At 69.9% G+C, this 23,051-nt stretch carries 22 protein-coding genes and 2 tRNA genes; 14 read left to right on the forward strand and 10 right to left on the reverse strand.

Annotation, left to right across the window (positions count from 1 at the left end):
- Positions 1-4: 4 nt before the first annotated feature.
- Both ACT01A_RS23065 and ACT01A_RS23070 read right to left on the reverse strand, forming a co-directional pair.
- Positions 5-1,279, reverse strand: a complete 1,275-nt coding sequence (locus tag ACT01A_RS23065) for a DUF1015 domain-containing protein (protein WP_445149454.1) — start codon at positions 1,277-1,279, stop codon at positions 5-7.
- A gap of 77 nt (positions 1,280-1,356) precedes the next feature.
- Entirely contained in the window at positions 1,357-1,914 is a 558-nt protein-coding gene (locus ACT01A_RS23070) for a CAP domain-containing protein (RefSeq protein ID WP_445149455.1), read from the reverse strand.
- Between the two features lie 250 nt (positions 1,915-2,164).
- Between ACT01A_RS23070 and ACT01A_RS23075 the strand changes: the two genes are divergently transcribed.
- Positions 2,165-2,238, forward strand: a tRNA-Pro gene (locus ACT01A_RS23075).
- Between the two features lie 366 nt (positions 2,239-2,604).
- Positions 2,605-3,036, forward strand: a complete 432-nt coding sequence (locus tag ACT01A_RS23080) for a hypothetical protein (RefSeq protein WP_445149456.1) — start codon at positions 2,605-2,607, stop codon at positions 3,034-3,036.
- Here ACT01A_RS23080 and ACT01A_RS23085 read toward each other — a convergent pair.
- Entirely contained in the window at positions 3,033-3,989 is a 957-nt protein-coding gene (locus ACT01A_RS23085) for an SIS domain-containing protein (protein WP_445149457.1), read from the reverse strand. The genes ACT01A_RS23080 and ACT01A_RS23085 overlap by 4 nt on opposite strands.
- Positions 3,986-5,158: a hypothetical protein gene (locus ACT01A_RS23090; RefSeq protein WP_445149458.1), complete on the reverse strand. Its 1,173-nt coding sequence runs from the start codon at positions 5,156-5,158 to the stop codon at positions 3,986-3,988. The genes ACT01A_RS23085 and ACT01A_RS23090 overlap by 4 nt, the downstream gene beginning before the upstream one ends.
- A 78-nt stretch (positions 5,159-5,236) precedes the next feature.
- Here ACT01A_RS23090 and ACT01A_RS23095 point away from each other — a divergent pair, with 78 nt between their 5' ends.
- The 3 genes from ACT01A_RS23095 to ACT01A_RS23105 are packed head-to-tail and all read left to right on the forward strand — an operon-like array spanning position 5,237 to position 8,403.
- Positions 5,237-5,698: an Lrp/AsnC family transcriptional regulator gene (locus ACT01A_RS23095; protein WP_445149459.1), complete on the forward strand. Its 462-nt coding sequence runs from the start codon at positions 5,237-5,239 to the stop codon at positions 5,696-5,698.
- Positions 5,695-6,966, forward strand: coding sequence for a glycosyltransferase (locus ACT01A_RS23100; protein ID WP_445149460.1), 1,272 nt, complete (start codon positions 5,695-5,697; stop codon positions 6,964-6,966). The genes ACT01A_RS23095 and ACT01A_RS23100 overlap by 4 nt, the downstream gene beginning before the upstream one ends.
- Positions 6,967-8,403, forward strand: coding sequence for an NAD(P)/FAD-dependent oxidoreductase (locus ACT01A_RS23105; protein ID WP_445149461.1), 1,437 nt, complete (start codon positions 6,967-6,969; stop codon positions 8,401-8,403). It abuts the gene before it with no gap.
- Here the strand turns inward: ACT01A_RS23105 and ACT01A_RS23110 are convergent.
- Positions 8,400-9,341, reverse strand: coding sequence for a phytanoyl-CoA dioxygenase family protein (locus ACT01A_RS23110; RefSeq protein WP_445149462.1), 942 nt, complete (start codon positions 9,339-9,341; stop codon positions 8,400-8,402). The genes ACT01A_RS23105 and ACT01A_RS23110 overlap by 4 nt on opposite strands.
- Positions 9,342-9,378: 37 nt before the next feature.
- On the opposite strand from ACT01A_RS23110, the gene ACT01A_RS23115 reads away from it, so the two are divergent.
- On the forward strand, positions 9,379-9,759 hold the full coding sequence (locus ACT01A_RS23115) for a GtrA family protein (protein WP_445149463.1): 381 nt from the start codon (positions 9,379-9,381) through the stop codon (positions 9,757-9,759).
- On the opposite strand, the gene ACT01A_RS23120 is transcribed toward ACT01A_RS23115, so the two are convergent.
- Positions 9,746-10,108 carry a DUF1330 domain-containing protein gene (locus ACT01A_RS23120; RefSeq protein ID WP_445149464.1) on the reverse strand — a complete coding sequence of 121 codons (363 nt, stop codon included), beginning with the start codon at positions 10,106-10,108 and terminating at the stop codon, positions 9,746-9,748. The genes ACT01A_RS23115 and ACT01A_RS23120 overlap by 14 nt on opposite strands.
- Positions 10,109-10,119: 11 nt before the next feature.
- Positions 10,120-10,767, reverse strand: coding sequence for an aminoacyl-tRNA hydrolase (locus tag ACT01A_RS23125; protein ID WP_445149465.1), 648 nt, complete (start codon positions 10,765-10,767; stop codon positions 10,120-10,122).
- A 59-nt stretch (positions 10,768-10,826) separates the two neighbouring features.
- Between ACT01A_RS23125 and ACT01A_RS23130 the strand changes: the two genes are divergently transcribed.
- Positions 10,827-10,900, forward strand: a tRNA-Arg gene (locus tag ACT01A_RS23130).
- Here the strand turns inward: ACT01A_RS23130 and ACT01A_RS23135 are convergent.
- The 3 genes from ACT01A_RS23135 to ACT01A_RS23145 all read right to left on the reverse strand — a co-directional run bounded on the left by ACT01A_RS23135 (position 10,862) and on the right by ACT01A_RS23145 (position 14,994).
- Positions 10,862-12,841 carry an MMPL family transporter gene (locus ACT01A_RS23135; RefSeq protein WP_445152858.1) on the reverse strand — a complete coding sequence of 660 codons (1,980 nt, stop codon included), beginning with the start codon at positions 12,839-12,841 and terminating at the stop codon, positions 10,862-10,864. The genes ACT01A_RS23130 and ACT01A_RS23135 overlap by 39 nt on opposite strands.
- 327 nt (positions 12,842-13,168) lie before the next feature.
- Positions 13,169-13,834 (reverse strand): response regulator, encoded by a 666-nt coding sequence (locus tag ACT01A_RS23140; RefSeq protein ID WP_445149466.1) that lies wholly within the window; start codon positions 13,832-13,834, stop codon positions 13,169-13,171.
- Positions 13,831-14,994 (reverse strand): sensor histidine kinase, encoded by a 1,164-nt coding sequence (locus ACT01A_RS23145; protein WP_445149467.1) that lies wholly within the window; start codon positions 14,992-14,994, stop codon positions 13,831-13,833. Before ACT01A_RS23145 ends, ACT01A_RS23140 begins: the two co-directional genes overlap by 4 nt.
- 167 nt (positions 14,995-15,161) lie before the next feature.
- On the opposite strand from ACT01A_RS23145, the gene ACT01A_RS23150 reads away from it, so the two are divergent.
- From ACT01A_RS23150 to ACT01A_RS23180, 7 genes are all read left to right on the forward strand, one after another.
- Positions 15,162-16,355: an alkane 1-monooxygenase gene (locus tag ACT01A_RS23150; RefSeq protein ID WP_445149468.1), complete on the forward strand. Its 1,194-nt coding sequence runs from the start codon at positions 15,162-15,164 to the stop codon at positions 16,353-16,355.
- A complete protein-coding gene (locus ACT01A_RS23155) occupies positions 16,352-16,945 on the forward strand; it encodes a TetR family transcriptional regulator (protein ID WP_445149469.1) in 594 nt (197 codons plus the stop codon). Before ACT01A_RS23150 ends, ACT01A_RS23155 begins: the two co-directional genes overlap by 4 nt.
- 32 nt (positions 16,946-16,977) lie before the next feature.
- Positions 16,978-18,660, forward strand: a complete 1,683-nt coding sequence (locus tag ACT01A_RS23160; RefSeq protein ID WP_445149470.1) for a calcium-binding protein — start codon at positions 16,978-16,980, stop codon at positions 18,658-18,660.
- A 39-nt stretch (positions 18,661-18,699) separates the two neighbouring features.
- Entirely contained in the window at positions 18,700-19,017 is a 318-nt protein-coding gene (locus ACT01A_RS23165; protein WP_445149471.1) for a hypothetical protein, read from the forward strand.
- Positions 19,018-19,157: 140 nt separating this feature from the next.
- Positions 19,158-19,634, forward strand: coding sequence for a hypothetical protein (locus tag ACT01A_RS23170; RefSeq protein WP_445149472.1), 477 nt, complete (start codon positions 19,158-19,160; stop codon positions 19,632-19,634).
- Positions 19,635-19,760: 126 nt separating this feature from the next.
- Positions 19,761-22,121: a protein kinase domain-containing protein gene (locus tag ACT01A_RS23175; protein WP_445149473.1), complete on the forward strand. Its 2,361-nt coding sequence runs from the start codon at positions 19,761-19,763 to the stop codon at positions 22,119-22,121.
- Between the two features lie 340 nt (positions 22,122-22,461).
- Positions 22,462-22,956: an SHOCT domain-containing protein gene (locus ACT01A_RS23180; RefSeq protein WP_445149474.1), complete on the forward strand. Its 495-nt coding sequence runs from the start codon at positions 22,462-22,464 to the stop codon at positions 22,954-22,956.
- Positions 22,957-23,051 lie beyond the last annotated feature (95 nt).

Below are 23,051 nucleotides of genomic sequence, written 5' to 3' on the forward strand. Positions count from 1 at the left end.
CGATCTAGGACAATGGGTTGAACAGGAGGCCGGTCGGCACCTTCGGGTAGAAGAACGTCGACTTCGGCGGCATGTTCACGCCCGCCGCGGCGATGTCGCGGACCTGCTGGACGGGCGCGCCACGGAGGAAGAACGCGGCGTCGTACTCGCCGGACTCGACGAGCTGCAACGCCTCGTCGTCGGTGCGGGAGTAGCCGAGGCCGTCGAGGTGGGCGATCGAGTCCTCGGTCATGCCCAGCACGCCTTGCAGGATCAGGGCCTCGAGGACTGCCGTGTCGAGGTGGCGATACGCGGGCGGGTAGTCGGCCAGCGCGGCGTCGGCGGTTGCCTGGTCCTTGAGCACCAGCCGGTAGGCCTGCTGGTGGTGGCTGTCGATGTAGCCCATCGTCAGCGGCGTCGAGGCGGTCGGGTCGTCTGGCGGCGCGAGCTCGCTCTTGTCGATCGGCGTGACGTCGAACAGCTCGCGCAGCGCCGCGCCGAGCTTCTGCTGGGTCGCCTCGTCCTTGAGCTTGTTCAACAGCCGGTGCGTCGGGAAGATCGTCAGCCCCGGGTCCTGCAGCGCGACCAGGCACATGAGGACGTAGCGGTGCTCGCCTTCGCCGCCGATCTCCTCGGCGTAGACGCGCGCGGTCTCGTAGCGGTGGTGGCCGTCGGCGATCAGCAGCTCGGTCTCGCCGAGCGCCATCTTCACGCGGGCGATCGCGGCGCCGTCAGAGATCCGCCAGAGCGTGTTCTCCGTGCCGTCGGCGTCGGTGGCCTTGCCGAAGGGGTCCTCGGCCGTGAACGGCTCGACCGCGCCCCACGCCGCCTGCGAGGGGTCGTCGTAGAGGCTGAAGATCGGCGACAAATTGGCCTGCGTCGCGCGCGTGAGCCTGAGGCGATCCTCTTTCGGCCCGGGATGCGTGCGCTCGTGCGGGCGGATCTTGCCGGGCCCGTACTCCTCGACGCGCACGCGCGCGAAGATCCCGCGGCGGGTGAGCGCGCGACCGTCGGGGCCGGTGTAGTCCTGGCGCAGCGCCCAGATCGCGGGCTCGGCGTCGCGGACGACCGCGCCCTGGCGCTTCCACAGCTCCAGCAACCGCGCGGCCTCCTCGTAGGCGTCGCCGCCGAGCGGCGCCTGCGGCAGGTCGATCGCCACCACGTTGTGCTGCGACCGCGCGGCGAGCGCGGCGCGCTGCTGCGGGTCGATGACGTCGTACGGCGGGGCGATCACCGACTGCAGCGAGCCGACGACGCCGAGGTCGTAGCGGAGGGCGCGAAGGGCTTGGACGTCGGCCATGCCCCGAACGCTACTGCCAGTCAACGAGGGCTGGCGAAGGAGCCTTTGGCGAGTTCGCCTTAAGGCTTAGGCGAGCGCTATGCGCGAGTCCTAAGCCCGAAGTCGTTGACGTACGTCGCGCCCGAGCCGCCGTTGGGCGCGCCAAGGGCGATCCCGATGCCGATCTCGCGGAACTTCCCGTTGAGGATGTTGGCGCGGTGGCCGGCCGAGTGCATCCAGGCGTTGACGATGCGGGCGGGCGTCGCGGCGCCGCCGGAGCCCCAGGCGATGTTCTCGCCCAGCGACCAGGCGCGGGTGCGCTTGAGGTAGTTGGTGCGCTTGACGCGCGAGGACATCGTCGAGCCGGCGGGGGAGACGTGGTCGAAGAAGCGCTTGGAGACCATCAGCCGCGCGTACTTCTTGGCGGCGTGGCCCAGCGAGCGGTGCTCGCGCAGACGGCGCAGGCCGTGGCGGGCGCGCTCGCGGTTGAGCAGGCAGAGCGTCGCGTGGCGGACGGCGACGGCGGCGCGCGGGGATGGCGTCAGATTCGCGCCGCGGCAGGCGGCAGCGTGGGCGGCGCTCGCGGAGGCGGTCGGAAGCGTGAAGAGCACCGCGAACAGGGCGATCGCGGGCAGCAGGAATCGGAGTCGGCTCATAGTCGGCTCGGGCACCAGGGTGGGTCGGAGGAGGGAGGGAAGACCGGGGGCGGGAATACACCGCGGCCTCTCTCCTGTACTCGGCCGCCGACGGTGCGTTATGTGGTCGTCCAGGACGGTTTTGGACGGTTGTTCTACTCAGAGTCATGGGGCAGACCCACCAAAGCGTCCACCCTCCCCTAGACACGGGATCCCCCAAATGCGTCACACCGCTTGGGGCGTTCAGACACGACCACTAGACTCGCCTCGACGGGACGTGGCGCAGCCTGGTAGCGCACCTGCTTTGGGAGCAGGGGGTCGCCGGTTCGAATCCGGCCGTCCCGACTTGTAGGCGAACCCTACGAAAGGCCTGGAGACAGAGTCCGTCAGGGTTCGCACTCCCGAAGTCGGGGGAGTTCCCGGGCCTTGGCAGTTCTGCCGGTCCACCGCCGGTCCACCGCATCCGGGATCTCTTGCCCGTGCTTCAGGACGAACGGCCACCGCGCCGGCGACGAGCACGACGTGCTGCCACTCATCGGTGAGTCGCACTTAACCCGCGCATATCGCGGGTTGAGTGCGATCGGTTGACGCTTCGGCCTCGAATCGCCCTCCGAGCCCGGGGACGCGCGTCAGAGTGCCGGGGAGTTCCGGGGCTCGCCTCCGGGGGATTCCGGATGGTGCGCTGGCGGTGTCGGGCCTAGCGTTCGGCAGGTGATTCGGTGGCCGAAGAGCAAGCTCGGGAAGCTGACGCTGTTCCTGGGCGGGCTGGTTGCCGTGGGCGTGATCCTGCCGCTGGCGTTCATCGGGGCGATGACGATGGCGGTCTCCTACGCGTTCCCGGCGATGGACGACGAGAGCGGGACGATGCCGGCGCCGGTGACGGCGGCGACGCTGTTCGAGGATCTGGGCTCGGCGGCAGCCGGTGACGAGCGGCGGGCCGGCGTGCGGTATCGCTGCGTGCGGCTTGCGACCGGCGACGGCAAGCGCCGGCGCTACCGCTGCGTCGTCCCGGGCCACGGCGCGGGTGACCTCGTCTACCGCGTGTCGGTCTCGGAGACCGACAGCTGCTGGCGCGCGCGGGGCGACGCGCCGCCGCTGGACGGGTGCGTCACGCAGCCCGCCGACCTCGGCGGCCTGGACTAGGGCATCAGGTTGGCGTCGAGGCGGCGGCGCCACCAGGTGGCGGCGGCGAGCTCGGCGACGGTGACGTCGACGAGCGACGCGACGAGCGGGTCGTCGGCGTTGTTGTAGGGGATGTGCAGGGCGGCGCCGGCGACGGGCTGGCCGATGGCGATGTACTCCGCGCCGCGCGGCGTGAGCCACTCCAGCGCCTCGGCGTCGTAGGGCGAGCCGGGGAAGAGCAGCGCGGTGTAGTTGGGGTACTTGGAGAGGTAGACGTCGACGTGGGACCAGTCGCCGGTCTCGGTCGCGTCGGCGGGAATGCGCGGACCCTCGCGGAGCATGAGGGCGGACTGCTCGGCGGAGGAGATCCGGGAGGCGGGAGCGACGGTGTAGACGGTGCTCGCTGGTTCGAGGATGTCGAGCAGCGGGTCGAGCCAGGTGGTGCGCGCGTCGAGGAGCGCCTGCTGGGCGTCCGCGGCGGGCTTCAGCGCGTCCGGGGTCGCTCCCGCCGCGAGGAGGAGGACGGCGAGCGTGGCTTGGAAGGTCTTGCACGCGACGCCGCCGGTCTCGGTGCCCGCGTGGAGGGGCACGGTCGCGTCGGCGAGCGCGCCGAGCTTGCCGCCGTCTGGCGCGTTCGTGATGGCGATGGTCTTCGACGTCCCGTGGTGGCGCGCGAGTGCGGCGACGGTCTCCGCGCTGTTGCCGGTCGCGCTGATGCCGATCGCGAGGACGTCGGGCGCGGGCTTGGTCGGGACGTCGGTCGACGCGTACTCGACGACGGCCGCGATCCCGGCGGTGCGCAGGCGCGCGGCGGCGGTGAGCGCGGCAAAGCGGCTGGAGCCCATGCCGGTGAGGACGACGAGGCGCGCCCGCGCGATGGCGGCGCGCAGCTCGCCGACGTCCGCCTGATCCAGCACGCGCGCCAGCGTCGCGGGCTCGTCGAGGACGTCGGCGAGGAAGCCGTCGGGGTTCATGGTGCTCCTTCTAGCAGTCGCTTCAGCCCGGCCCGCGGCGCGTAGAGCCACTCGGGGACGACGCGATGGGCGTAGACCAGCTCGCGGCACTCGCTCGCGACCTCGAGGGCGAGGAGCAGCTCTCGATCCACCGGCGCGCCGGTCGCGTTCTCATAGGCGTTGATCGCGGCAGTGGTCGCTGCGGCGACGAACGCGGTCGGATCGGCCCACTCCGCGCGCCGCGAGCCCGCCGTCCCGATGTGGTCGATCGAGCGCAGCAGCGCCGCGAGGTCGCGCAGCGGCGTGTCGGGACGGCGCCGGGTGGCGAGCGGCGCGGTCGGGTCGCCTTCGAGGTCGACGATCAGCATGCGGCCGTCGGGAGCTCGTAGGAACTGGGCGAAGTGGAGGTCGCCGTGGATGCGGCCCACGGGTGCCTCGCGCGCCGCGCCCAACACCACCAACATCGTGCGCAGGGTCTCCTCCGCGCCCGCCACGTCCGGCTCCAATGCCGCCGCTTCGGTTAGCGCACGCTCCGCGTCGGCGCGCCACCGCGCGGGTGCGGTGTCGTCCCGTTCCGTCCCGAGCCGCTCCGCGAGCGCCGCGTGCAGCGCACCCGCCGCCGTGCCCGCGGCCGCGTACGGCGTGACGTCCCCCGCCGCGCCCGCGCGCAGCGCCGCCGCGACCGCCTCAATCGGGACCTCCCAGCCGGACTCCGCGCCGCCGACGTACTCCTGCAACAACGCGATCGCCGTGCCGTCCCAGTGCAACGACCCGGCATGCCGCGGCACCGGCGCGCCTGAGCCCACGAGCGCCTCGCCCAGCTCGACCTCGGGGTGCACGCCGGCCTGAAGCTTCCTGTAGGCCTTGACGAGCAAGCTGTCGTCGATCGTCACCAGCGTGTTGGACTGGTCGGTGGAGGGGATCGCCTCCGCGCCGCGCGCGGCCACCAAGCCCGCGTCGCTCACGCGCAGCTCCAAGTCGCTCGCATGCAGCACGTCCGCCCACCGCGCGCCCTCGGCGATCAGCAGGTAGCGCTCGTCGCCCCGGTCGTCCGCGTAGGCGACGTCGGCGATCCGCAGCGCGCCGCCCGCCGGCTCGGCCACCATGCGCGCGCTCGCGATCGCCCGGCCCTTGCCGGCGAACCACCGCGCCGCTTGCAGCGCGTCCAGGTCGATCTCGTCGCTTGACATCTGTCTGCTGAATTCGGTACTTCTGGTTGCGCAAACCCTAGATCACGCAACTTCAACTCGCCAGTCTTGGGGAATTCCGTGAAGCTCGACGACGTCGACAAAGGCATCATCAGCGCGCTGCAGGCCGATGGGCGCCGACCATACAGCCGGATCGCCGCCGATCTCGACGTGTCCGAGTCGGTCGTCCGCTACCGCGCGCAGCGCCTGGAGCAGGCGGGCGTCCTGCAGGTCGTCGGCATCGCCGACCCGCTGCGGATCGGCTTTGACCGCATGGCCTTGATCGGCGTGAAGGTCCGGCCCGGGGCGCTTGACGACGTCTGCGCGGCGATCACCGCGCTGCCCGAGACGTCCTACGTCGCGGCGATCGCGGGGTCCTACGACGTCATCGTCGAGGTCGTCTGCCGCGACACGGCGCACTTCACCGAGTTGTTGAAGCGGTTGCACGTGGTCGAGGGCGTGACGTCGACCGAGTCCTTCCTCGTACTGGAGATCCACAAGATGGCCTACGGATGGGGTGTCGGCGAGGTCGCCGTCGCATGAGCAAGACCATCATCTTCTTCCCGGAGGGCGCCTACGGCCCCACCAACAACTGCGTGGGGATCGGCGACGTCCTGCGCCGGCGCGGCCATCGCGTGGTGTTCGTGATCGAGGAGTCGTTCGCGGGGACGTTGGAAGCCAAGGGCTTCGAGGAGCGGCTGATGCGCCTCACGCCCCCGCCGGAGGAAGAGGAGGTCCCGGGCCAGTTCTGGAAGGACTTCATCCGCGACACCGCGCCGGTGTTCCGCAAGCCGACGATCGAGCAGATCCGGGAGTTCACCGCGCCGACGTTCGAGGCGCTGCTCGACGGTGCGCGCTACGTGGACGATCGCCTGCGCGAAATCTTCAACGAGGTCCAGCCGGACGTCATCGTGGAGGACAACGTCCTGACGTTCCCGGCGATCCTGGCGAGCGGGAAGCCGTGGGTGCGCGTGGTGTCGTGCAACCCGGCCGAAGTCAAGGACGATGACGTGCCGCCGCCGTTCAGCGGCTACCCGACGGCGGACCGCTCGGCCTGGCCCGCCTACCGGGACGAGTACGCGGCCGCGCACGTCGAGCTGCACGGGTCCTTCAGCGCGTTCTGCGTCGAGCGCGGCGCGCCGGCGCTGCCCGAGGGCGAGTTCATGCACGAGTCGGACTGGCTCAACCTGTACCTGTACCCCGAGGTGGTGGACTACGAGCGGGCGGCGCCGCTCGGGCCGACGTGGCACAACCTGCAGACGAGCGTGCGCGCGACCGACGACGCCTGGGAGGTCCCGGATGCGTTGCGCGACGGGCCGGGCGCCTTGATCTACCTGTCGCTGGGCTCGCTTGGCAGCGCCGACGTGGAGTTGATGCAGGGGTTGATCGACACCATGGGCGCTTCGGGCCATCGCGTGATCGTCTCCAAGGGCCCGCAGCACGACCTGCTCACGTTGCACGACAACATGGTCGGCGCGGAGTTCCTGCCGCAGACCTCCGTGCTGCCGCACGTCGACCTCGTCATCACCCACGGCGGCAACAACACGGTCACCGAGTCCTTGTTCTTCGGCAAGCCCATGGTCTTGCTCCCGCTGTTCTGGGACCAGTACGACAACGCGCAGCGGATCCACGAGACCGGGTTCGGCGTGCGGTTGGACACCTACGGGCACACGCCGGAGGAGCTGCGCGGCGCGGTCGATGGGCTGCTGGCGAACTCGGCTCTGCTGGCTCGTCTGGCCGGCGTCGCGAGCGAGCTTCAGGCCGCGCCGGGCACGGCGCGCGCGGCCGACCTGATCGAGCAGTTGTTGTAGGTGAGCGATCCGGCGGTCGACACGGCGTCGTCGGTCTTCTGGCTCCAGCAGGCGCTGGCGCTCGAGGACGAGGTCTCGCCGCCGCTGGACGGCGCGGTGCGAGCCGACGTCTGCGTCGTCGGCGGCGGGTTCGCGGGCCTTTGGACGGCCTATGAGTTGATCGAGCGCGACCCGTCGCTGGATGTTGTAGTGGTAGACGCACGCCGGTGCGGCTTCGGGGCCTCGGGGCGCAACGGCGGCTGGGCGACGTCGTGGCACGACGAGATCGCCGAGCTCGAAGAGCGCTTCGGCAGCGAGCACGCTGCATGGCTGGCGGAGCGGTCGACGTGGGCGATCGACCGCATCGAGGAGGTCTGCGGGACCGAGTCGATCGACGCGCACGTGCGGCGCGCGGGCGCGCTGGTGTGCGCGACAGCGCCGGCGCAGATGGGCGGGTGGGAGCGGGAGATCGCGGTCGCGCGGCGCCTGGGGCGGCTGGGGTTCCTGGAGCCGCTGCCTGCCGAGGATCTGCGCGCGCGGAGTGGGTCGCCGGTGATCATCGGAGGCGTGCACGCGACCGATGGCGCGGCCGTCCAGCCGGCGTTGCTCGTCCGTGGGCTGCGCCGCGCGCTGCTGCGGCGTGGCGTGCGGATCTTCGAGTTCACGCCGATGACCGACGTGCGGCCGGGCGAGCCCGCGATCGTCGTCACCCCGCGCGGGCACGTGACGGCGCCGCGTGTCGTGTTGGCCTTGGGCGCGTGGGCGGCGCAGCTGCGGGAGCTCCGCCGCGCGGTCGTCCCGGTCGGATCGCACATCGTGTTGACCGAGCCGATCCCGGAGCGGATCGAGGCGCTGGGGTGGACCGGGGGAGAGCTGCTCGGCGACACCAGGCTGTTGGTGCACTACGCGCAGGTCACGCGCGACGGGCGGATCGCGTTTGGCCGCGGCGGCGGCGCGATCGGCTTCGGCGGGCGGGTCTTGCCCGGGCACTTCACGGACCCGAAGACCGTCGAGGCGGTGGCCAGCGGCTTCCGTCGCTGGTTCCCGCAGCTCGCCGACGTGAAGTTGACGCACGCGTGGGGTGGGGCGGTCGACCGCGCGCCGGGGCACATGCCGTTCGCAGGGACGCTCGGCGAGGGCGTCGAGTACGTCACGGGGTTCTCGGGCAACGGCGTCGCGCCGTCGGTGTTGTTGGGGCGGATCGCGGCGCGCCGGGCCTTGGGGCTGAAGGACGAGTACACGCGGTCGCCGATCGGCGACGGACCGCCGTCGTATCTCCCGCCGGAGCCGTTCCGGATCGCGGGCGGTGTCGTTGTGCGCGATGCGGTGCGCCGCGCCGAGGGCGCGGAGGAGCGCGGCGAGACCGCCGGCGCGGTCACGAGCGCGCTGCGCAAGTTGGTGTGGTTCACGACGCCGCGCGCGCTGGAGCCGCGGCTGCGGTCGCGGCGCGAGCGCTAGCGGCGCCCGCGGCGGCCGAGCATCCCGCGCACGGAGTCAACCAGGCCGCCGGAGCGGCGGGGTGGCGTCGCTGACGCCAGCGTCTGCGACGTAGCGGGGCGCGGCGCCTCCTCGGCGGCGTCGACGTCGTGCTCGCGCAGCGCCTCCTCGACGCGCTCGAGCTCCTCCGCGCGCGCGGGCGGCTCCGCGACGTCCTCCGGCTCGAAGGCGTCGACCAAGTCATAGTGCTGCGATGCGATCCAGGCGCGTCCGTCCTCGAAGGACGCGTGCCGCGCGCGCTCGGGGCGGTAGGCGAACCAGCCCGGCCGGACGCGCGAGGGGCAGAGGTGCGCGATCAACGCCGCGCCGGTCGCCGCGCGGTGCACCGTGTCGGCGGCAAGGACCAGCACATCGCCGGCGGCGAGCTCGATCCGCTCCGCGTCGCTCAGGCCTGCGGCCAGCTCCTCGCGGTGTTGCGCCAGCGCGCGCTCGCCGTCGCGCTCGGGGTTGAAGTGGCGGTAGCGCCCGGAGAACGCGGTCGTCTCGATCGCCTGCGAGCCCGGGTAGACCTCGATGCTCGCGTCGCCGCCCAGCGCGACAACCACGGTCACCAGCGTCTCGGGCTCGCTTGCCAGCGCCACGTAGGTCGCGTCGCGGTACGGCCCGTCCTCGAACGCGGCCGCGCCGGTCTCCGCCGCGTCGAACAGCAGCGGGGCGTCGTCGCCCGCCAGCGCCGCCAGCACGTCTTCGGCGAGCAGCACGCTCCGCGCGGCGTGGACGATCGCGTACGGATCCACCGCGCCTGCGTCCTCGCTGGCCTGCGACAGCAGCTCGACGTGCTCGGCGCCGCGCTCGCGCGCCAGCAATCCCTCGCGCACGGCTTCCCGCTCGCGCCCGTAAGCCTCGATGGTTTCCGCGGCGACCGCGCCGCGATGGACCTGGTACCCCTGCTCGTCCATGCGTCCCGACAATCTAGTCGTGTAGACCTAGAGGCGAATGAGAGAGCGATTCCACGAGCTCGCGCGCTTCGGGCTGGTCGGCGGCTTCAACGCCGCCACGTACTTCGGCGGCTACACCGCGCTGGTGATCCTCGGCGTGCCGTATCTGCTGGCCGCGCTGATCTCGTTCCTCGTGAGCGCGTCGCTCGGCTACTGGCTGCACGAGCACTGGACCTTCAAGGGCGCGACGCCGACGGTGCGCGGCTGGATGGCGTGGTTGGCGGCCCAGGGCAGCGCGACGCTGCTGAACCTCGCCTTGCTGGCGTTGCTCGTCGACGGCTTCGACATGAACTCGATCCTCGCCCAGGCCGTGCTGATGCCCGTGACGCCGATCGCGACCTACTTCGTCGGCCGGCGCTTCGTCTTCAGCCGCGCGTAGGCGGGGCCGTCGGCTGGAGGAGGGCCGCGTCCAGCGCCTCGGTGCGCAGGTGGGTGATCTGCTGGTACTCGGGGTTGGCGACCATCTCGGAGAACTTGGCGCGCGACGGGTAGCGCACGAGCAGCACCGCATCCCACGCGTCGCCGACGAGCGGCGTCGCACCCTCACCGAAGTACACCACCTCGCCACCCACGGCTTCGAGGAACGGCACGATCGCCTTCGCGTACTTCATGTAGGACTCGCGCCCGCCGTCCGGCTTGTAGCGCAAGAGGTTGAGCATGACGACGGGCCCGCCGTCGTCCTCGGCCAGGAACTGCTTGAGGTCTGCGCCCGTCGGATCCACGCTCATGGCGCGCGAGCCTACGCGATCGCCAACACGGTGATCGTGCCGGGCGGGACCTCGGTGAGGCCGGCGTCCTCGACCTTGGAGATCAACCGGTCGCTCTTGCACGCTTGCTCGAAGAGCGCGCGCGTCTTCGGCCGCACGACCGTCGCCGGGCAGCCCCGCTCGACCCACGCCTCGACCTGGCCGGTCGCCGCCGCCCCGGTCGCCGCGTGGGCGACCTGGGCCATGGTCTTCCCGCTCGACATCTCGACCGACGGGTTGACGACGAAGACGAGCCCGCCGTCGCTCTCGGCTTCCGGAAGCTCCTCGACCTCCGGGAGCGGCTCCAGCTCCGACGCCATCGCCTGAAGCTTGGTCAGCGTCTCGCTCCTCGCCGACCGCCGCCGCGGCGGCAGCGCCAGCACCGCCGCGCCATCCAGCTCACCCGCGTATGCGAAGTCCTCTTCACGCAGCACCGCATCCCACTGCCCACCGCGGGCGCGCAGCGCGACCTTCCCCGGCCGCTCCCTCCACGCCTCGACAGCCTCGCTCCACACCTCATCCTTGCCGAACCGCCGCAGACAGCTCACCGCTGCCGCCCCGGCAAGCGCACACGCCTCTTCAAGCGCCTCCACCGCACCCCGCCGCGTCACGAGGTACATCCGATACGGATCGTCCGTCACTCGCGCGCACGCTACTGGTCGCCAGGCCGCGCGCTACATGCGAGGATTCCATCCCACCTGCCCCCGTAGCTCAGCTGGATAGAGCGCCGGCCTTCTAAGCCGGATGTCGTTGGTTCGAATCCAACCGGGGGTGCTCCTCCAGGTGGACCTCCGGGATCAGGCGCTGCAGCCAGCGGGGCGTCCACCAGGCCTTGTCGCCCAGCAGCTCCATGACCGCGGGGACGAGGACCATCCGGACGATCGTCGCGTCGATGAGGATCGCGGTCGCGAGGCCGACGCCGATGAGCTTGAGGAAGACCTCGGGGCTCAGGGCAAAGGCGGCGAAGACCGCGACCATGATCAGGGCGGCGGAGGTGATGACCTTGGCGGTGCGGGCCACGGCGGCGACCACGGCCATGCGGGCGTCGCCCCCGGCGGTGAGCTCCTCCTTGATGCGGGACATCAGGAAGACCTCGTAGTCCATCGACAACCCGAAGAGGACCGCGAACATCATCACCGGGATGAACGGCGGCACGGGCAGTTCGGTGTCGATGCCGATCAGCTGGCCGGCCCAGCCGCCTTCGGCGATGAGCGAGACCACGCCGTAGGCCGCGCCGATCGACAGCAGGTTGAGCACGCCTGCCTTCAGCGCCACGAGCGGCGCGCGGAAGGCCAGCAACAGCAACAAGAACGAGAGGCCGATGACGCCGCCGATGAACAGCGGCAGGCGGCTCGCGGTGGCGCTGCTCTGGTCGACGACCATCGCGGTCGCGCCGCCGAGGTCGACGTGGAGTCCGGCGTGGGCGAGCGGCCCGTCGCGGAGGCGCTTGATCAGGTCGACGGTCGCGTCGTCCTGCGGCGACGTCGTCGGCATGATCGGGATCATCGTCGTCGTTTCCGAGGCGCTGGGCTGCGGCTTGCCGATCGCCTTGACGCCGCGGACGTGCTCCAGGCGCTCGGTCAGCGCCGCGAGCTTCGCCTTGGAGGCGGCGTCCGGTGTGGCCACGACGGCGAAGAGCGGGCCGTTCTCGCCCGGGCCGAAGCCCTTGGAGACCAGGTCATAGGCCACGCGGCTGGTCGCGGTCTGCGCGTTGTTGCCCGCGTCGGGGAAGCCGAACCGGATGCCGGCCAGCGGCGCGGTCATCACCAGCAGTAGGCCGGTCGCGGCGATGGCGGCGAGCGCCGGGCGGCGCTGCACGCCACGGGCCCAGCGGGCGGCGCGGGTGCTGTCCGGATCAACCGGGGTGCGGCCAAGGCCTGGAACGCGCAGGCGGTCGATCTTGGGGCCGGCGAAGCCGAGCAGGGCCGGCAGCAGCGTGACACTGGCGGCGAGCACGATCAGCACCCCGAGGCTCGAGGCCAGGGCGACGCCGTACAGGTAGGGCAACCGCATGAGGAACAGACCGAGCATCGAGATGATGACCGTCGAGCCGGCGATGACGACCGAGCGGCCGGCGGTGCTCATCGCCTCCGTGGCCGCCGCCAGCGGCGTCAGCCCGCGCGCCAGCGCCGTCCGGTGGCGGGTGAGGATGAGCAAGGCGTAGTCGATCCCGACGCCGAGGCCGATCATGATCGCGACCTGCTCGGCCCAGTCGGGCGTGTCGAGCACCGCGGCCAGCACGCCGCCGAGCGCCACGGTCACGCCGATGGCGAACAGCGCGGTCAGCAGCGGCAGACCGGCGGCGATCGCGCCGCCGAACGTCGCCAGCAGCACGAGCGCGGCGACCACGATGCCGATCAGCTCCGAGGACTCGGCGGCCTCCTCGTCCTGGCCGACCTCGGCGCCTCCGATCGCGACGGTCTGCGTGCCGGTGGTCAGCTCGCGGGCCAGCTCGCGCAGCGAGGCGCCGGTCGTGTCCGGGACGGATTCCGACCCTCGGTCGAGCGGGACGCTGACGACGGCCGTCTTCCCGTCGGGGCTGACCTCCGCGTCCTTGGTGGTCGCGTCGCCGGTGAGGCCTTCTAGGCCGCGCGCCTTGACCAGCATCGCGTCGACGGGCCGCGTGACGGCGGGGTCGGTGACCGACCGCGCGCCGGAGGAGGCGTAGACGACGTCGATGGTCTCGCCCGAGCGGCCGCCGTACTCGGCGTCCATGGTCTGGGCGGCGGCCTTGGACTCCGAGCCCGGCGTGTCGTACTCGACGCCGTAATCGCCGCCGAGGGTCATCGACGCGACGATCGCCAGGACCAGCGCGAGGACCCAGCCGGCGAGCACCGCGCGGCGGCGCTGGAAGGAGGCCGCGGCCAGGCGGCCGAGCCGGGATCCGGGGCGGTTGTCGTTCTGCGATGCGTCTGCTCGTTCGGGCACGGTGCGTCCTTGGAGAGGAGGGGAAGGTCGCCGTGCAGCGTGTCGGCCGGCGGGCCTCCCGTCATCGGCCGCGAGAACGGGGTGGGACTACATCCTGCGATGTAGGCGGAGGTGCTAGTCGCCCGGGACGACGAGGCCGCTCTCGTAGGCGGCGACCACGAGCTGGACGCGGTCGCGTGCGCAGAGCTTGCTCAGCACGCGCGAGACGTGGGTCTTGACCGTCAGCGGCGAGAGCCAGAGGCGATCAGCGATCTCGACGTTGGAGAGGCCATGGGCGACGAGCTGGAGGATCTCGCGCTCGCGCACGGTCAGCTCGTCGAGGCCTTCGAGCTGACCGGTCGCGCGCTCAGGCGTGGCGACGAACGCCTCGATCAACCGCGTGGTGACCTGCGGCGCGAGCAGCGACTCGCCGTCGGCGACGACGCGGATCGTGTGCAGCAGGTCGGCGGGCTCGAGGTTCTTAAGTAGGAAGCCGCTGGCGCCGGCGCGCAGCGCTCCGAAGACGTACTCGTCGAGCTCGAACGTCGTGAGGACCACAACGCGGGTGCCGGCCAGCGCGGGGTCGGAGGTGATCTCGCGGGTGGCGGCGATGCCGTCCTGGTGGGGCATCCGGACGTCCATCAGGACGACGTCGGGCTTCAGCTCGCGGGCCAGGACGACCGCGCGGCGACCGTCGCCGGCCTCGCCGCACACCTCCATCCCGTCCTCGACCTCCAGCAGCGCGGAGAAGCCCGCGCGGACCATGGCCTGGTCGTCGGCCAGCAGGATCCGGATGCTCATCGCAGGGGGAGCTCCGCGTGCACGCGCCACGTGCCGTCGGGACGGCGGCCGGCGTCGAGGCGCCCGCCGACCGCCGCGGCCCGCTCACGCATCCCGCGCAGGCCGTTGCCGGAGCCGGGCTCGACGGGGCCGCCGACCGGGACGAGGGCCGCGCCGTCGTCCTGGACGACGACCGACAGCGCCCGCTCGCCGACCTCGACCCGCAGGCTCGCACGGCTTGCGCCCGCGTGGCGCAGGATGTTCGTCGTCGCCTCCTGCGCGATCCGGAACGCGACGGCGCCGACCTCCGGCGGGACCCGGTCCTCGGCGCCCGTGATCGTCATCTCGACGGCGATGCCCGCGGCGCGCAGGGGGACGGCCAGCCCGGTCACCGCCTCCAGGCTCTCGGTCGGGTGCAGCGGCGCAGGCGCACCCTCCTCGCGCAGGAGCCCGAGCGTGCGGGTGAGGTCGGCCAGGGCGGCGTCTGCCGCGTCCTTGATCGTCCGCAGCGCGACGTGCGCCTGCCCGGGTCGGCGGTCGACCACGTGCGCGGCGGTGCCGGCCTGCACGCTGATCGCGACCATCGCGTGCGCGACGACGTCGTGAACCTCCTGGGCGATGCGCACCCGCTCCTCGGCGACCAGCTGTCGCGCATGCGCCTGCTGCTCGCGCTCGCGCTCGGCCTCGCGCGCCCGCTGCGACTCGTGGAACGCGCGCCGCGCGCGGACCGCGTCGCCGGTGACGACCGCGAGCAGCAGCAGGACCGAGTCGAGCACCATGTCGACCCACGTCGCGCCGACGTCCAGCGACAGCGCGACGCCTCCGCACGCCAGGGCCACCGTGAGGAGCGCCGTCAGCGCCGCGCCACGGCGATCGCTGTCGACCGCGACGGAGTACGCGCAGACCATCACCGGCACGACCACGACGTCGTAGGGCGCGATCGTCGGTACCACCGCCAGCGCCCCGGCGACGCTGGCGACGAGCGCCATCCGCGGCGCGCTGCGCCGCCAGAGCACCGGGGCCGTCGCCAGCACCAACGCGCCCACCGCCGCAACCGGCGGCTCGAAGATGTCCCCTTCGAGCTGCAGCAATCCGTCGACGACGAGCAGCACGGCCAGCCCGAACGCGAGCGGCAGCTCCCGCGGGTCGGCGCCGCGTCGTACGGCGTGCCACCACGTCACCGGGCCACCTTACCTCGCGGCCTGGCCGCCTCCGAGTCGTCAGGACATCGGCGACGGGCCGCTGGCATCACGGCCGGTTGACACCAACCGCCTGTCGTGTAAACCTCTCCCGGCCTCGGCTTTGACGGGGTGTCAAGTCGCTGTCCCGCGAAAGGGAGCCGTCCGCTGTGTCCGAGATCGCTCACGCCCATGACCATGACCACGTCGAGGTCAATCCCGCGACGTGGAGGGACCCCAAGCGCTACGCGTGGCTGCTCGGGCTGCTCGTGCCGCTGCTGCCGTTCATGGCCTGGGGGCTGGTTGCCGCCACGGGGCTCGGCGTCTTCTGGTTCTGGGGCCCGATCTTCATCTTCGGCGTGATGCCGTTCCTCGACACGATCATCGGCAAGGACTCGTCCAACCCGCCCGACTCGGTTGTGAAGTACCTCGAGCAGGACCGCTACTACCGCTGGTGCACCTACGCCTTCATCCCGCTCCAGTTCGTGGCGCTGGTCGGCGGTGCGGCGCTGTTGGCTGGCGATGACCTCGGTCTGATTGAGAAGCTCGGACTGGCGGTCACGCTCGGGTGTGTCAATGGCATTGGGATCAACACCGCGCACGAGCTCGGCCACAAGCGCGCGAGCCTGGAGCGGTGGCTGAGCAAGGTCGCGCTGGCGCCGACCGGGTACGGGCACTTCTACATCGAGCACAACCGTGGCCACCACGTTCGCGTTGCGACGCCGGAGGATCCGGCCAGCTCGCGGATGGGCGAGAGCTTCTACCGGTTCTGGCCGCGCACGGTGGCCGGCAGCCTGCGCTCCAGCTGGGAGCTCGAGGCGCAGCGGCTGGAGCGCGACGGAATCCGGTGGCTGTCACCGCGCAACGACATCATCAACGCGTGGGCCATGACGGTCGTGCTCTTCGCGGCGCTCGTGCTCGCCTTCGGCGTGAGCATCCTGCCGTGGCTGATCGTCCAGGCGGTCGTCGGCTTCTCGCTGCTTGAGGTCGTCAACTACCTCGAGCACTACGGGTTGCTGCGCGAGAAGCGCGATGACGGGACCGACCGTTACGAGCGCACGCAGCCGTGGCACAGCTGGAACTCCGACAACGTGTCGTCCAACGTGTTGTTGTACCACCTGCAGCGCCACTCCGATCACCATGCGAACCCGACGCGCCGCTTCCAGGCGCTCCGCCACTTCGACGAGGCGCCCGAGCTGCCCTCCGGGTACGCGACGATGATCCTGCTGGCGGTCATCCCGCCGCTGTGGCGGCGCACGATGGACCCGCGCGTGGCGGCCCATTACGGGGGAGACCTCGGTCGCGCCAACGTGGACGGGCGCAAGCGCGAGGCTCTGCTGCGCCGGTACGCGCCGTCGGCGTGACCGTCGCCGAGATCCGCTCGACCGACGACCGCCTGCTGGAGGCGACCGGCACGGTCCTGGCCGACGTCGGCTGGTCGCAGGTGACGATGGCGGCGGTCGCCGCGGCCGCCGACGTCAGTCGCCAGACGCTGTACAAGCGGTTCGGAAGTCGGGCCGAGCTCGCCCAGGCCTACGTCTTGCGAGAGGCCGGACGGCTCGTGGCCGTCGTCGACACGGCGATCGCCGGGCGTCGCGACGACCCGCGCGCCGCGATCGCCGCCGCCTTCGACGCTTTCCTGACGGCCGCATCCGAGCACCCGCTCGTTCGGGCGATCGTCAGCGATGGGGAGGGCAGCGACGAGCTGCTCGAGCTCTTCACGACCCGTGGCCGATCGGTCCTCGACGTGGCTGTCCATCATCTTGCCGCGGTCCTGCGCGAGACCTGGCCGGCGCTGTCGATCGCGTCCGCCGACCTCGCCGCCGAGATCGCCGTCCGGCTGGCGATCAGCACCGCAGCGCTCCCGGGCGGACCCGCGCAGCTCGACGGCAATCGCCTCGCCGACGCGCTGGCGCCGTACATAGAGCGGGAGCTCACGCGCAGCCCGACTTGACCAGCGGCGGGTGGCCCGGCAGGTTGTGCCGAATGCGAAAGCGCCTGACGGTGTTCACCGTCGTCGTCCTGCTCGGTGCGGCGTCCGCCGCCCAGGCCAACGTGACCTCGGTCAGCGTCACGGGCGCGTCGCTCACGGTGGTGGGAAGCCCGGGCGCCGACACGCCGACGTTCGAGTACCTCAACCCGGCGAACGGCGCCAGCCCCGGCTACACGCGCATCGTCGACAGCGGCGGCGTTCCGGTGAGCGTTGCGGCGCCATGCCAGAAGACCGCTCCGGCGGGGCAGTCCGCGGCCGCCAACGCCGTCTGGTGCCAGGACGGCGGCAGCGCGGCAGACCTCCCGACGCTCACGCTCTCCCTCGGCGCCGGCGACGACCAGCCGACGCTGGGCGAGTGCTTCACGACCGCCACCGTCGACCTCGCCGAGGGCATCAACACGTATATCGTGCCCAACTGCAACGGGGGTACCCTCAACTTCTCCTCGGGCTCCGGGCCGGACACGCTGACGGCCCCGGCCGCGACGGCCACGCACGTCACGGCCACCATGGGTGGCGGGGACGACTCGGCCTCCGGTGGCGGCGGGAACGACACGCTCGACGGCGGCCCCGGCGTCGACTACCTGGTCGGCGGGGCCGGGAACGACACGCTGCACGGCGGCGCTGACGGCGACGCGCTGCTCGCCGGTGCCGGCAGCGACCTGCTCGACGGCGGCGACGGCGACGACAGCTTCGACCAGAGCCGCGGGATCTCCAACGACCCGGGCCTCGGCGCCGACGACTACCGTGGCGGTGCCGGTACCGACACGGTGTACTTGGACGCGCACCCGGCGGGGATGATCATCAGCCTCGACGACGTCGCCAACGACGGCTCCCCGGGCGAGGGCGACAACCTCCATGCGGACCTCGAGGACATCCGGGGGACGACCAAGGGCGACAACTACACCGGGACCGCTGGGCCGGATCGCTTCGACGGCGGTCCCGGCGACGACATGATCCACGGCGGCGACGGAGCCGACACGCTCTTCGGCGGCACCGATGGCGACACGGTCTACGGCGACGCCGGCGACGACACGGTCTACGGCGACTACGGCAACGACACCGTCGACGGCGGGCCCGGCAAGGACAACATCTTCGGCGACCTCGCCGACTGCTCCTCGGCCGGCTGCCCCGCCTACAACGACACGATCCTCGCCCGCGACGGCGAAGCCGACCAGATCCAGTGCGGCGCGGGTGCCGACAGCGCGCAGGTGGACCTCGTCGACGTCGTCGCGCAGGACGGCTTCCAGGGCTGCGAGTCGGTCGACCGACCGGCGCTCGCCGTGCTCCCTGTTCCCGGTCCTAGTGGAGTTCCGGCTGGCTCTCCGAGCGCGCCGACCATCGTCCCGGCCAGCTACAAGACGGGCGGCACGCCCAGCATCAGCAAGGGCACCAAGATCATGGTGACCTGCCCGGCCGCGTGCACCTTCACGGCGAAGCTTGGGTTGAGCGCTGCCGTCGCCAAGCAGCGAGGCCTCGGGAAGAAGGCGCTGACGATCGGCACCGTCAAGGGCACGCTGCTGAAGGCCGGCAGCCGGACGGTGACGATCAACCTCACCAAGAAGGCCCGCGCCAAGCTCAAGAAGGTCAAGAGCGTGCGCACCACGCTGACGGTCAGCGTTCGCGGGCCGATCGGCAAGGCGGTCGTGCGCAGCAAGCCGCTGACGCTGAAGCGCTGAGATCGCGCGCCCCGCGGGCGTCCCGGTACCCTCGCGCACATGGAGAAGACCGTTGCAGGAGATCTCGTGAACGTCGCCGTGGGGCGACGGGAGGCCGACGGCATCGTCTTCGACGTCTCCGGAGGCGCGAAGGTGGTCGTCGCGCTGATCGACCGAGCCCGGGGCCCGGTCATGCGCACCGTCGAGTTGAAGGACTTGACCGAGCGCACCGAAGCCGGCCCCGACGACCACGCCCTCCAGATGCTCATCCGCCGCACACCCGGCGGCGTCCGCGGCGCGGCGCGCGCGGGTTCGGGGCCGGGTCAGCCTCGGGCGGGGCACAAGCGCGCGGCGATGCATCGCACGACCGGCAAGTAGCGGGCGGGCGGGACGTGCGCTGACCGCTTGAACACCGTCAGCACCGCGCGCTAGCATCAATCGCCAACAGCAACACCAATAACAAAGCGCCCCCGCGCCGCGCGAACGGCCGGGGGCATGGCCCAAGGAGCTGTAACTCCATGAGCACCGCGCAGCGTAACGACGCCTGCCTCATCTCCGTCGACCCGTCCACGGCCGACATCCTCCGCCGCCAAACGTTGATCGTCCTGGAGGCGAACCACTACTACTTCGAGGAACTCCTCGAATTCGGCCCGGAGGCGCAGTACGCCCTCTCGGTCATCTACCGCGACGCGTTCGCCGTCCTGGACGCCATCGGCTGGCGACGGCCGGACGATCCGCTGGCGTCTGTCGACGTCCCGTTCACCGTGGGCTTCGTCGAGCAGCTCCTCCAACGCCGCTACGACCTCGGTCACACCAACATCGACCGCTTGAGCGCACGGGACGAAGCGGTCGACGTGCAGACGGTGTCAGCGATCAATGCCGCGATCGAGTTCGACCGTTATACGGCGATTGCCCTTGACCGTTTGGTCGCAATGTCAGGAGCCCGGCTACGTGGACTCCCTAAGCGCCCCAGCTTCTGTTTCTCTAGTGAGTGATAAATACCACCTTGCGAGCGCGGGTGCACAACAAATACAAACAGAGTTGGCTACGGAGATGCGATCCGCTTGCCGCAGCCTGGACTTGTCGCCGGGCTGAACTGCTGGTCTCGCTCGGACTTCCCCATGTCTCTCCTGAAACGCTCCAAGGTCGAACTCAACGGAAGGACCTACGCCGACGTTGAGTACGTTGCGCGCGGCGGCTCGGGCGAGGTCTACAAGGCAAGCTTTGGCGACCAAACTGTCGCCATCAAGGCGTTCTTTCCCTTTTACGAACGTCGACAGCTAGAGATGTTGGACGTCGGGTCCACCCAGATGCCAAATCTGGTCAACGCCTCGTTGGAGTTCCAGCGTCGTGAATACGAGTTCCTTGCTCGCATCTCCCACCCCAACATCGTGCGCGTGCATGATGCCGGCAGCCTCAACCTCTCGGCTGCTGAGAAAAAGGGCATAAGCAAAGAGCTCTTGCTCGATGGCATTGATGCAGTCCCGCTGTTGATCACAGAGTTTGTGGATGGTTTGCCTCTCGACGAGGCGATCACTGAATTCGGGCTTACCTCCGCGGAGATTGCTTACGCGTTGGCGCGTGTTGCCGAGGCGCTCGACCACCTGCATGGCCGACACGAGTACCTACATACAGATGTGAAGCCTGCGAATGTGCTGGTGCGCGCTGACATCCGAGAGCCGGTGCTAATCGACTTCGCGCTGAGTAAGAACCTTAACTTCCAGCAGGTTGATGCAGAACAGGGCACGAAGCTACTCGGCGACTGGGACTTGTTCCCGGAGCTTCCAGATGCGCATCCGCTGAAGCAGGCACGAAAGGCCGGCGCGAGCCGCGAAGAGTTGCGCAGTCTCGCTTACCCCGGTCTTGACCTCTACCAGTTTGGGGTGATGCTCGATGAACTCGGCCCGCTTCTCGAAACGGTGTTCGAAGACAGAGAACGTAGGTACCTAAAGGTCCTGCACTACGAGCTAACGCGATGGGATCGAGTCCGTCTCTGGTCGCCCGGAGAGCTCGCGGAGCGCGTCCACCGGCTATCGCCGATCGAGTCCACGCCTTTCGGTGTGCCCGAGCTTGCTGCGCCGGGCATCCCCGAACGGACCCTTGTGATCCCGGGCGACATCGCCGTGCCGTTGACGCGAAAGGTCGAACCAGTCGTTCGAGCGGCGTCGTTTCGTCGGCTTGCCATGGTCAACCAGCTCTCGTTGCTCGACATCGTGTATCCGGGGGCGACCTACAAGCGTCAAGTCCACGTTTTATACACGTATGAGTTGACGCGTCAGCTCGTAGCTCACCTCTATGCCTCGCCGCGGTTTCGTTATTTCTTTGATGAGGCTTCAGTTCAGCAGTTGCTTGTCGTCGCGTTGCTACACGACATCAACCACTTTCCTTTCCTGCATACGTTCCAAGAGAGCAAGATTCCCGAGTTGCGTGATCTTGAGCTCTTCGACCTGTTGTGCGACGGGCGGCTGACAGGGGAAGCAAAGGCGGGTGAGCCATCGTTGTACGACTTGCTCGCTGATCAGGGCATCGAGCCGGCAAGGTTCAAGCGGTTGGTTTACGGAAGGTTCGAAGACCAGCCGGATCCTGTCGATCAGATCATCAGCTCGATCCTGAACTCAGGTGTCGATGTCGACAAGCTCTCGTACCTGCGCCTCGATGCATTTTTCACCGGAGTGCCGTACGGCGGCGCCATCGATATCCCGACCCTTCTGAAGGCCGCGACCGTGGCGCCGGTCGATGAGCGGTTTCATCTGGCTTTCGGGTCGCGGGCATTGGCCGCGCTGGAGCATGCGGTCTTCACGCGGTACTGGAACTTTCGGGCGATCTACTGGCATCACACCAACCGCGCGATTATGGCGATGGTGCTCGCCGTCGTGCGCGACCTCTACATGAGCAGACCAGGTATCCAGGAGTACCTGCGGCAGACCGTGCTTCGCGACGACTACCACGCTGTTCGCTTTTTGGACGAGGAGTTCGAGCGTGTCGAACAGGAGCCGTCGATCCTGCACGGTTTAGAACGAGATCGGTCGGTGGTTTATAAGCGGCTGTACACGCTCCATCCAACCACCGACCCGGCAGACCGCGACCTGTACCGCGGGCTAAAGGAACTAACCCTTGATCAGGAACGAAGCTTCCGAGGACGACTCGCAACGATGCTTGAGGAGGCTCTCGCTGGCCGTCCGGTCGCTCGCGACGTAGGTGTTAACGATGTACTTGTAGATATCCCTCGACGTGATCTCGACCTTGGTGGCAGCGTCTACATCGAGACAGACGGCAAGGTGGAAGCCCTCACCGCTCTGAGCAAGCCGGTCGAGTTCTTGTCCAACAACTACACCGAGCTTTCGCAACGAGCACGGATCTTTGTCGCTCCATGGCTCCGGGCGGCGCTTCGCGATACGGGTTTGATGAGTAGTCGCGAGGCGGTTCGAGGAATCGTCAGTGAGGCTCTTCGGAGCAGCGGCGGACCTGACGAAGTACGCTGACCGGTTCTGGGCGGGAGTCTCTCGCGCGAGAGTCCAGGTTGGCCCGAATCGGCTCGCGCCCGCGGCTGTTGAGGCCGCTTCCGCTCAGCCGTCCGCAGAGCGGCTTTGAGGCGATTGCGTAGGTTGTGTCCTAGGTCCTTTCAGGGGATCTGGCAAGAAGTCAGAGTGGCTGCAATGTGTCGCTTGGCCGATCGTGTGATGACGTACCGCGGTGATTGTGCCGCTCACGGAGTGACGGGTGAGCCTGACCCCGCGAACGAAGGTACTTAAGCGCCTCGCGTAAGCGGGGTGTCGCTCGTCTGTGTTTTCCCCCGATAACCACCAGCGAAGGGGCAAGTTGATGTTCGGACGGGGCAAGAAGGCGAAGGCGGAGAACCTGATCGCGAGTGGGTTGCGTGGGGTCGGGATCGTGACCGACGTGCGCGATACCGGGATGACGGTCAATGACAATCCCCGGGTCAAGATGGTGTTCCGGGTCGAGCCGCTGGATGGCAGCGCAGCGTTCGAGGCGAAGAAGACGAGCACGGTGTCGCGGGTCGCGATCCCGCGCGCAGGTGATCGGTACCCCGTCTGGTACGACGGCGAGGATCACGAGACGTGGATGTACGCCGTGATCGCCGATGACAACGGGCGGCAGCAGATCCGGTCGTTGTTCGGTGCGGCGGCGGAGACGATGACCGGAATGGGGAGCCCGGCCGTGGCGAGCGTGGCGCCGGCGGCGATGGAGCAGGGGCCGCTCGAGCGGTTGCAGAAGCTCAGCGAGATGCGGGCAGCGGGTGTGCTCGATGAGGCGGAGTTCGAGGCGACCAAGGCGAGGATCTTGGCCGGGATCTAGCGGGAAACGCCGTAAGCGCGGGCCTGCTGGGTTGTTGATGGAGTATGGCTCGCTCGCGCTCTCTCTCCCTCGCACTCTCCCTTTTCCTTCTCGGC

The sequence above is a fragment of the Baekduia sp. Peel2402 genome, from assembly GCF_052567285.1.

Bases quoted from the DNA above. Each gene is read 5' to 3' on its own strand.
- ACT01A_RS23115 (WP_445149463.1), top strand. From the start codon at position 9,379: ATGAGAGAGCGATTCCACGAGCTCGCGCGCTTCGGGCTGGTCGGCGGC.
- ACT01A_RS23180 (WP_445149474.1), top strand. From the start codon at position 22,462: ATGTTCGGACGGGGCAAGAAGGCGAAGGCGGAGAACCTGATCGCGAGT.
- ACT01A_RS23170 (WP_445149472.1), top strand. From the start codon at position 19,158: ATGAGCACCGCGCAGCGTAACGACGCCTGCCTCATCTCCGTCGACCCG.
- ACT01A_RS23175 (WP_445149473.1), top strand. From the start codon at position 19,761: ATGTCTCTCCTGAAACGCTCCAAGGTCGAACTCAACGGAAGGACCTAC.
- ACT01A_RS23110 (WP_445149462.1), bottom strand. From the start codon at position 9,341: ATGGACGAGCAGGGGTACCAGGTCCATCGCGGCGCGGTCGCCGCGGAA.
- ACT01A_RS23085 (WP_445149457.1), bottom strand. From the start codon at position 3,989: ATGAACCCCGACGGCTTCCTCGCCGACGTCCTCGACGAGCCCGCGACG.
- ACT01A_RS23160 (WP_445149470.1), top strand. From the start codon at position 16,978: ATGCGAAAGCGCCTGACGGTGTTCACCGTCGTCGTCCTGCTCGGTGCG.
- ACT01A_RS23135 (WP_445152858.1), bottom strand. From the start codon at position 12,841: ATGGACGCCGAGTACGGCGGCCGCTCGGGCGAGACCATCGACGTCGTC.
- ACT01A_RS23165 (WP_445149471.1), top strand. From the start codon at position 18,700: ATGGAGAAGACCGTTGCAGGAGATCTCGTGAACGTCGCCGTGGGGCGA.
- ACT01A_RS23070 (WP_445149455.1), bottom strand. From the start codon at position 1,914: ATGAGCCGACTCCGATTCCTGCTGCCCGCGATCGCCCTGTTCGCGGTG.
- ACT01A_RS23100 (WP_445149460.1), top strand. From the start codon at position 5,695: ATGAGCAAGACCATCATCTTCTTCCCGGAGGGCGCCTACGGCCCCACC.
- ACT01A_RS23090 (WP_445149458.1), bottom strand. From the start codon at position 5,158: ATGTCAAGCGACGAGATCGACCTGGACGCGCTGCAAGCGGCGCGGTGG.
- ACT01A_RS23140 (WP_445149466.1), bottom strand. From the start codon at position 13,834: ATGAGCATCCGGATCCTGCTGGCCGACGACCAGGCCATGGTCCGCGCG.
- ACT01A_RS23120 (WP_445149464.1), bottom strand. From the start codon at position 10,108: ATGAGCGTGGATCCGACGGGCGCAGACCTCAAGCAGTTCCTGGCCGAG.
- ACT01A_RS23065 (WP_445149454.1), bottom strand. From the start codon at position 1,279: ATGGCCGACGTCCAAGCCCTTCGCGCCCTCCGCTACGACCTCGGCGTC.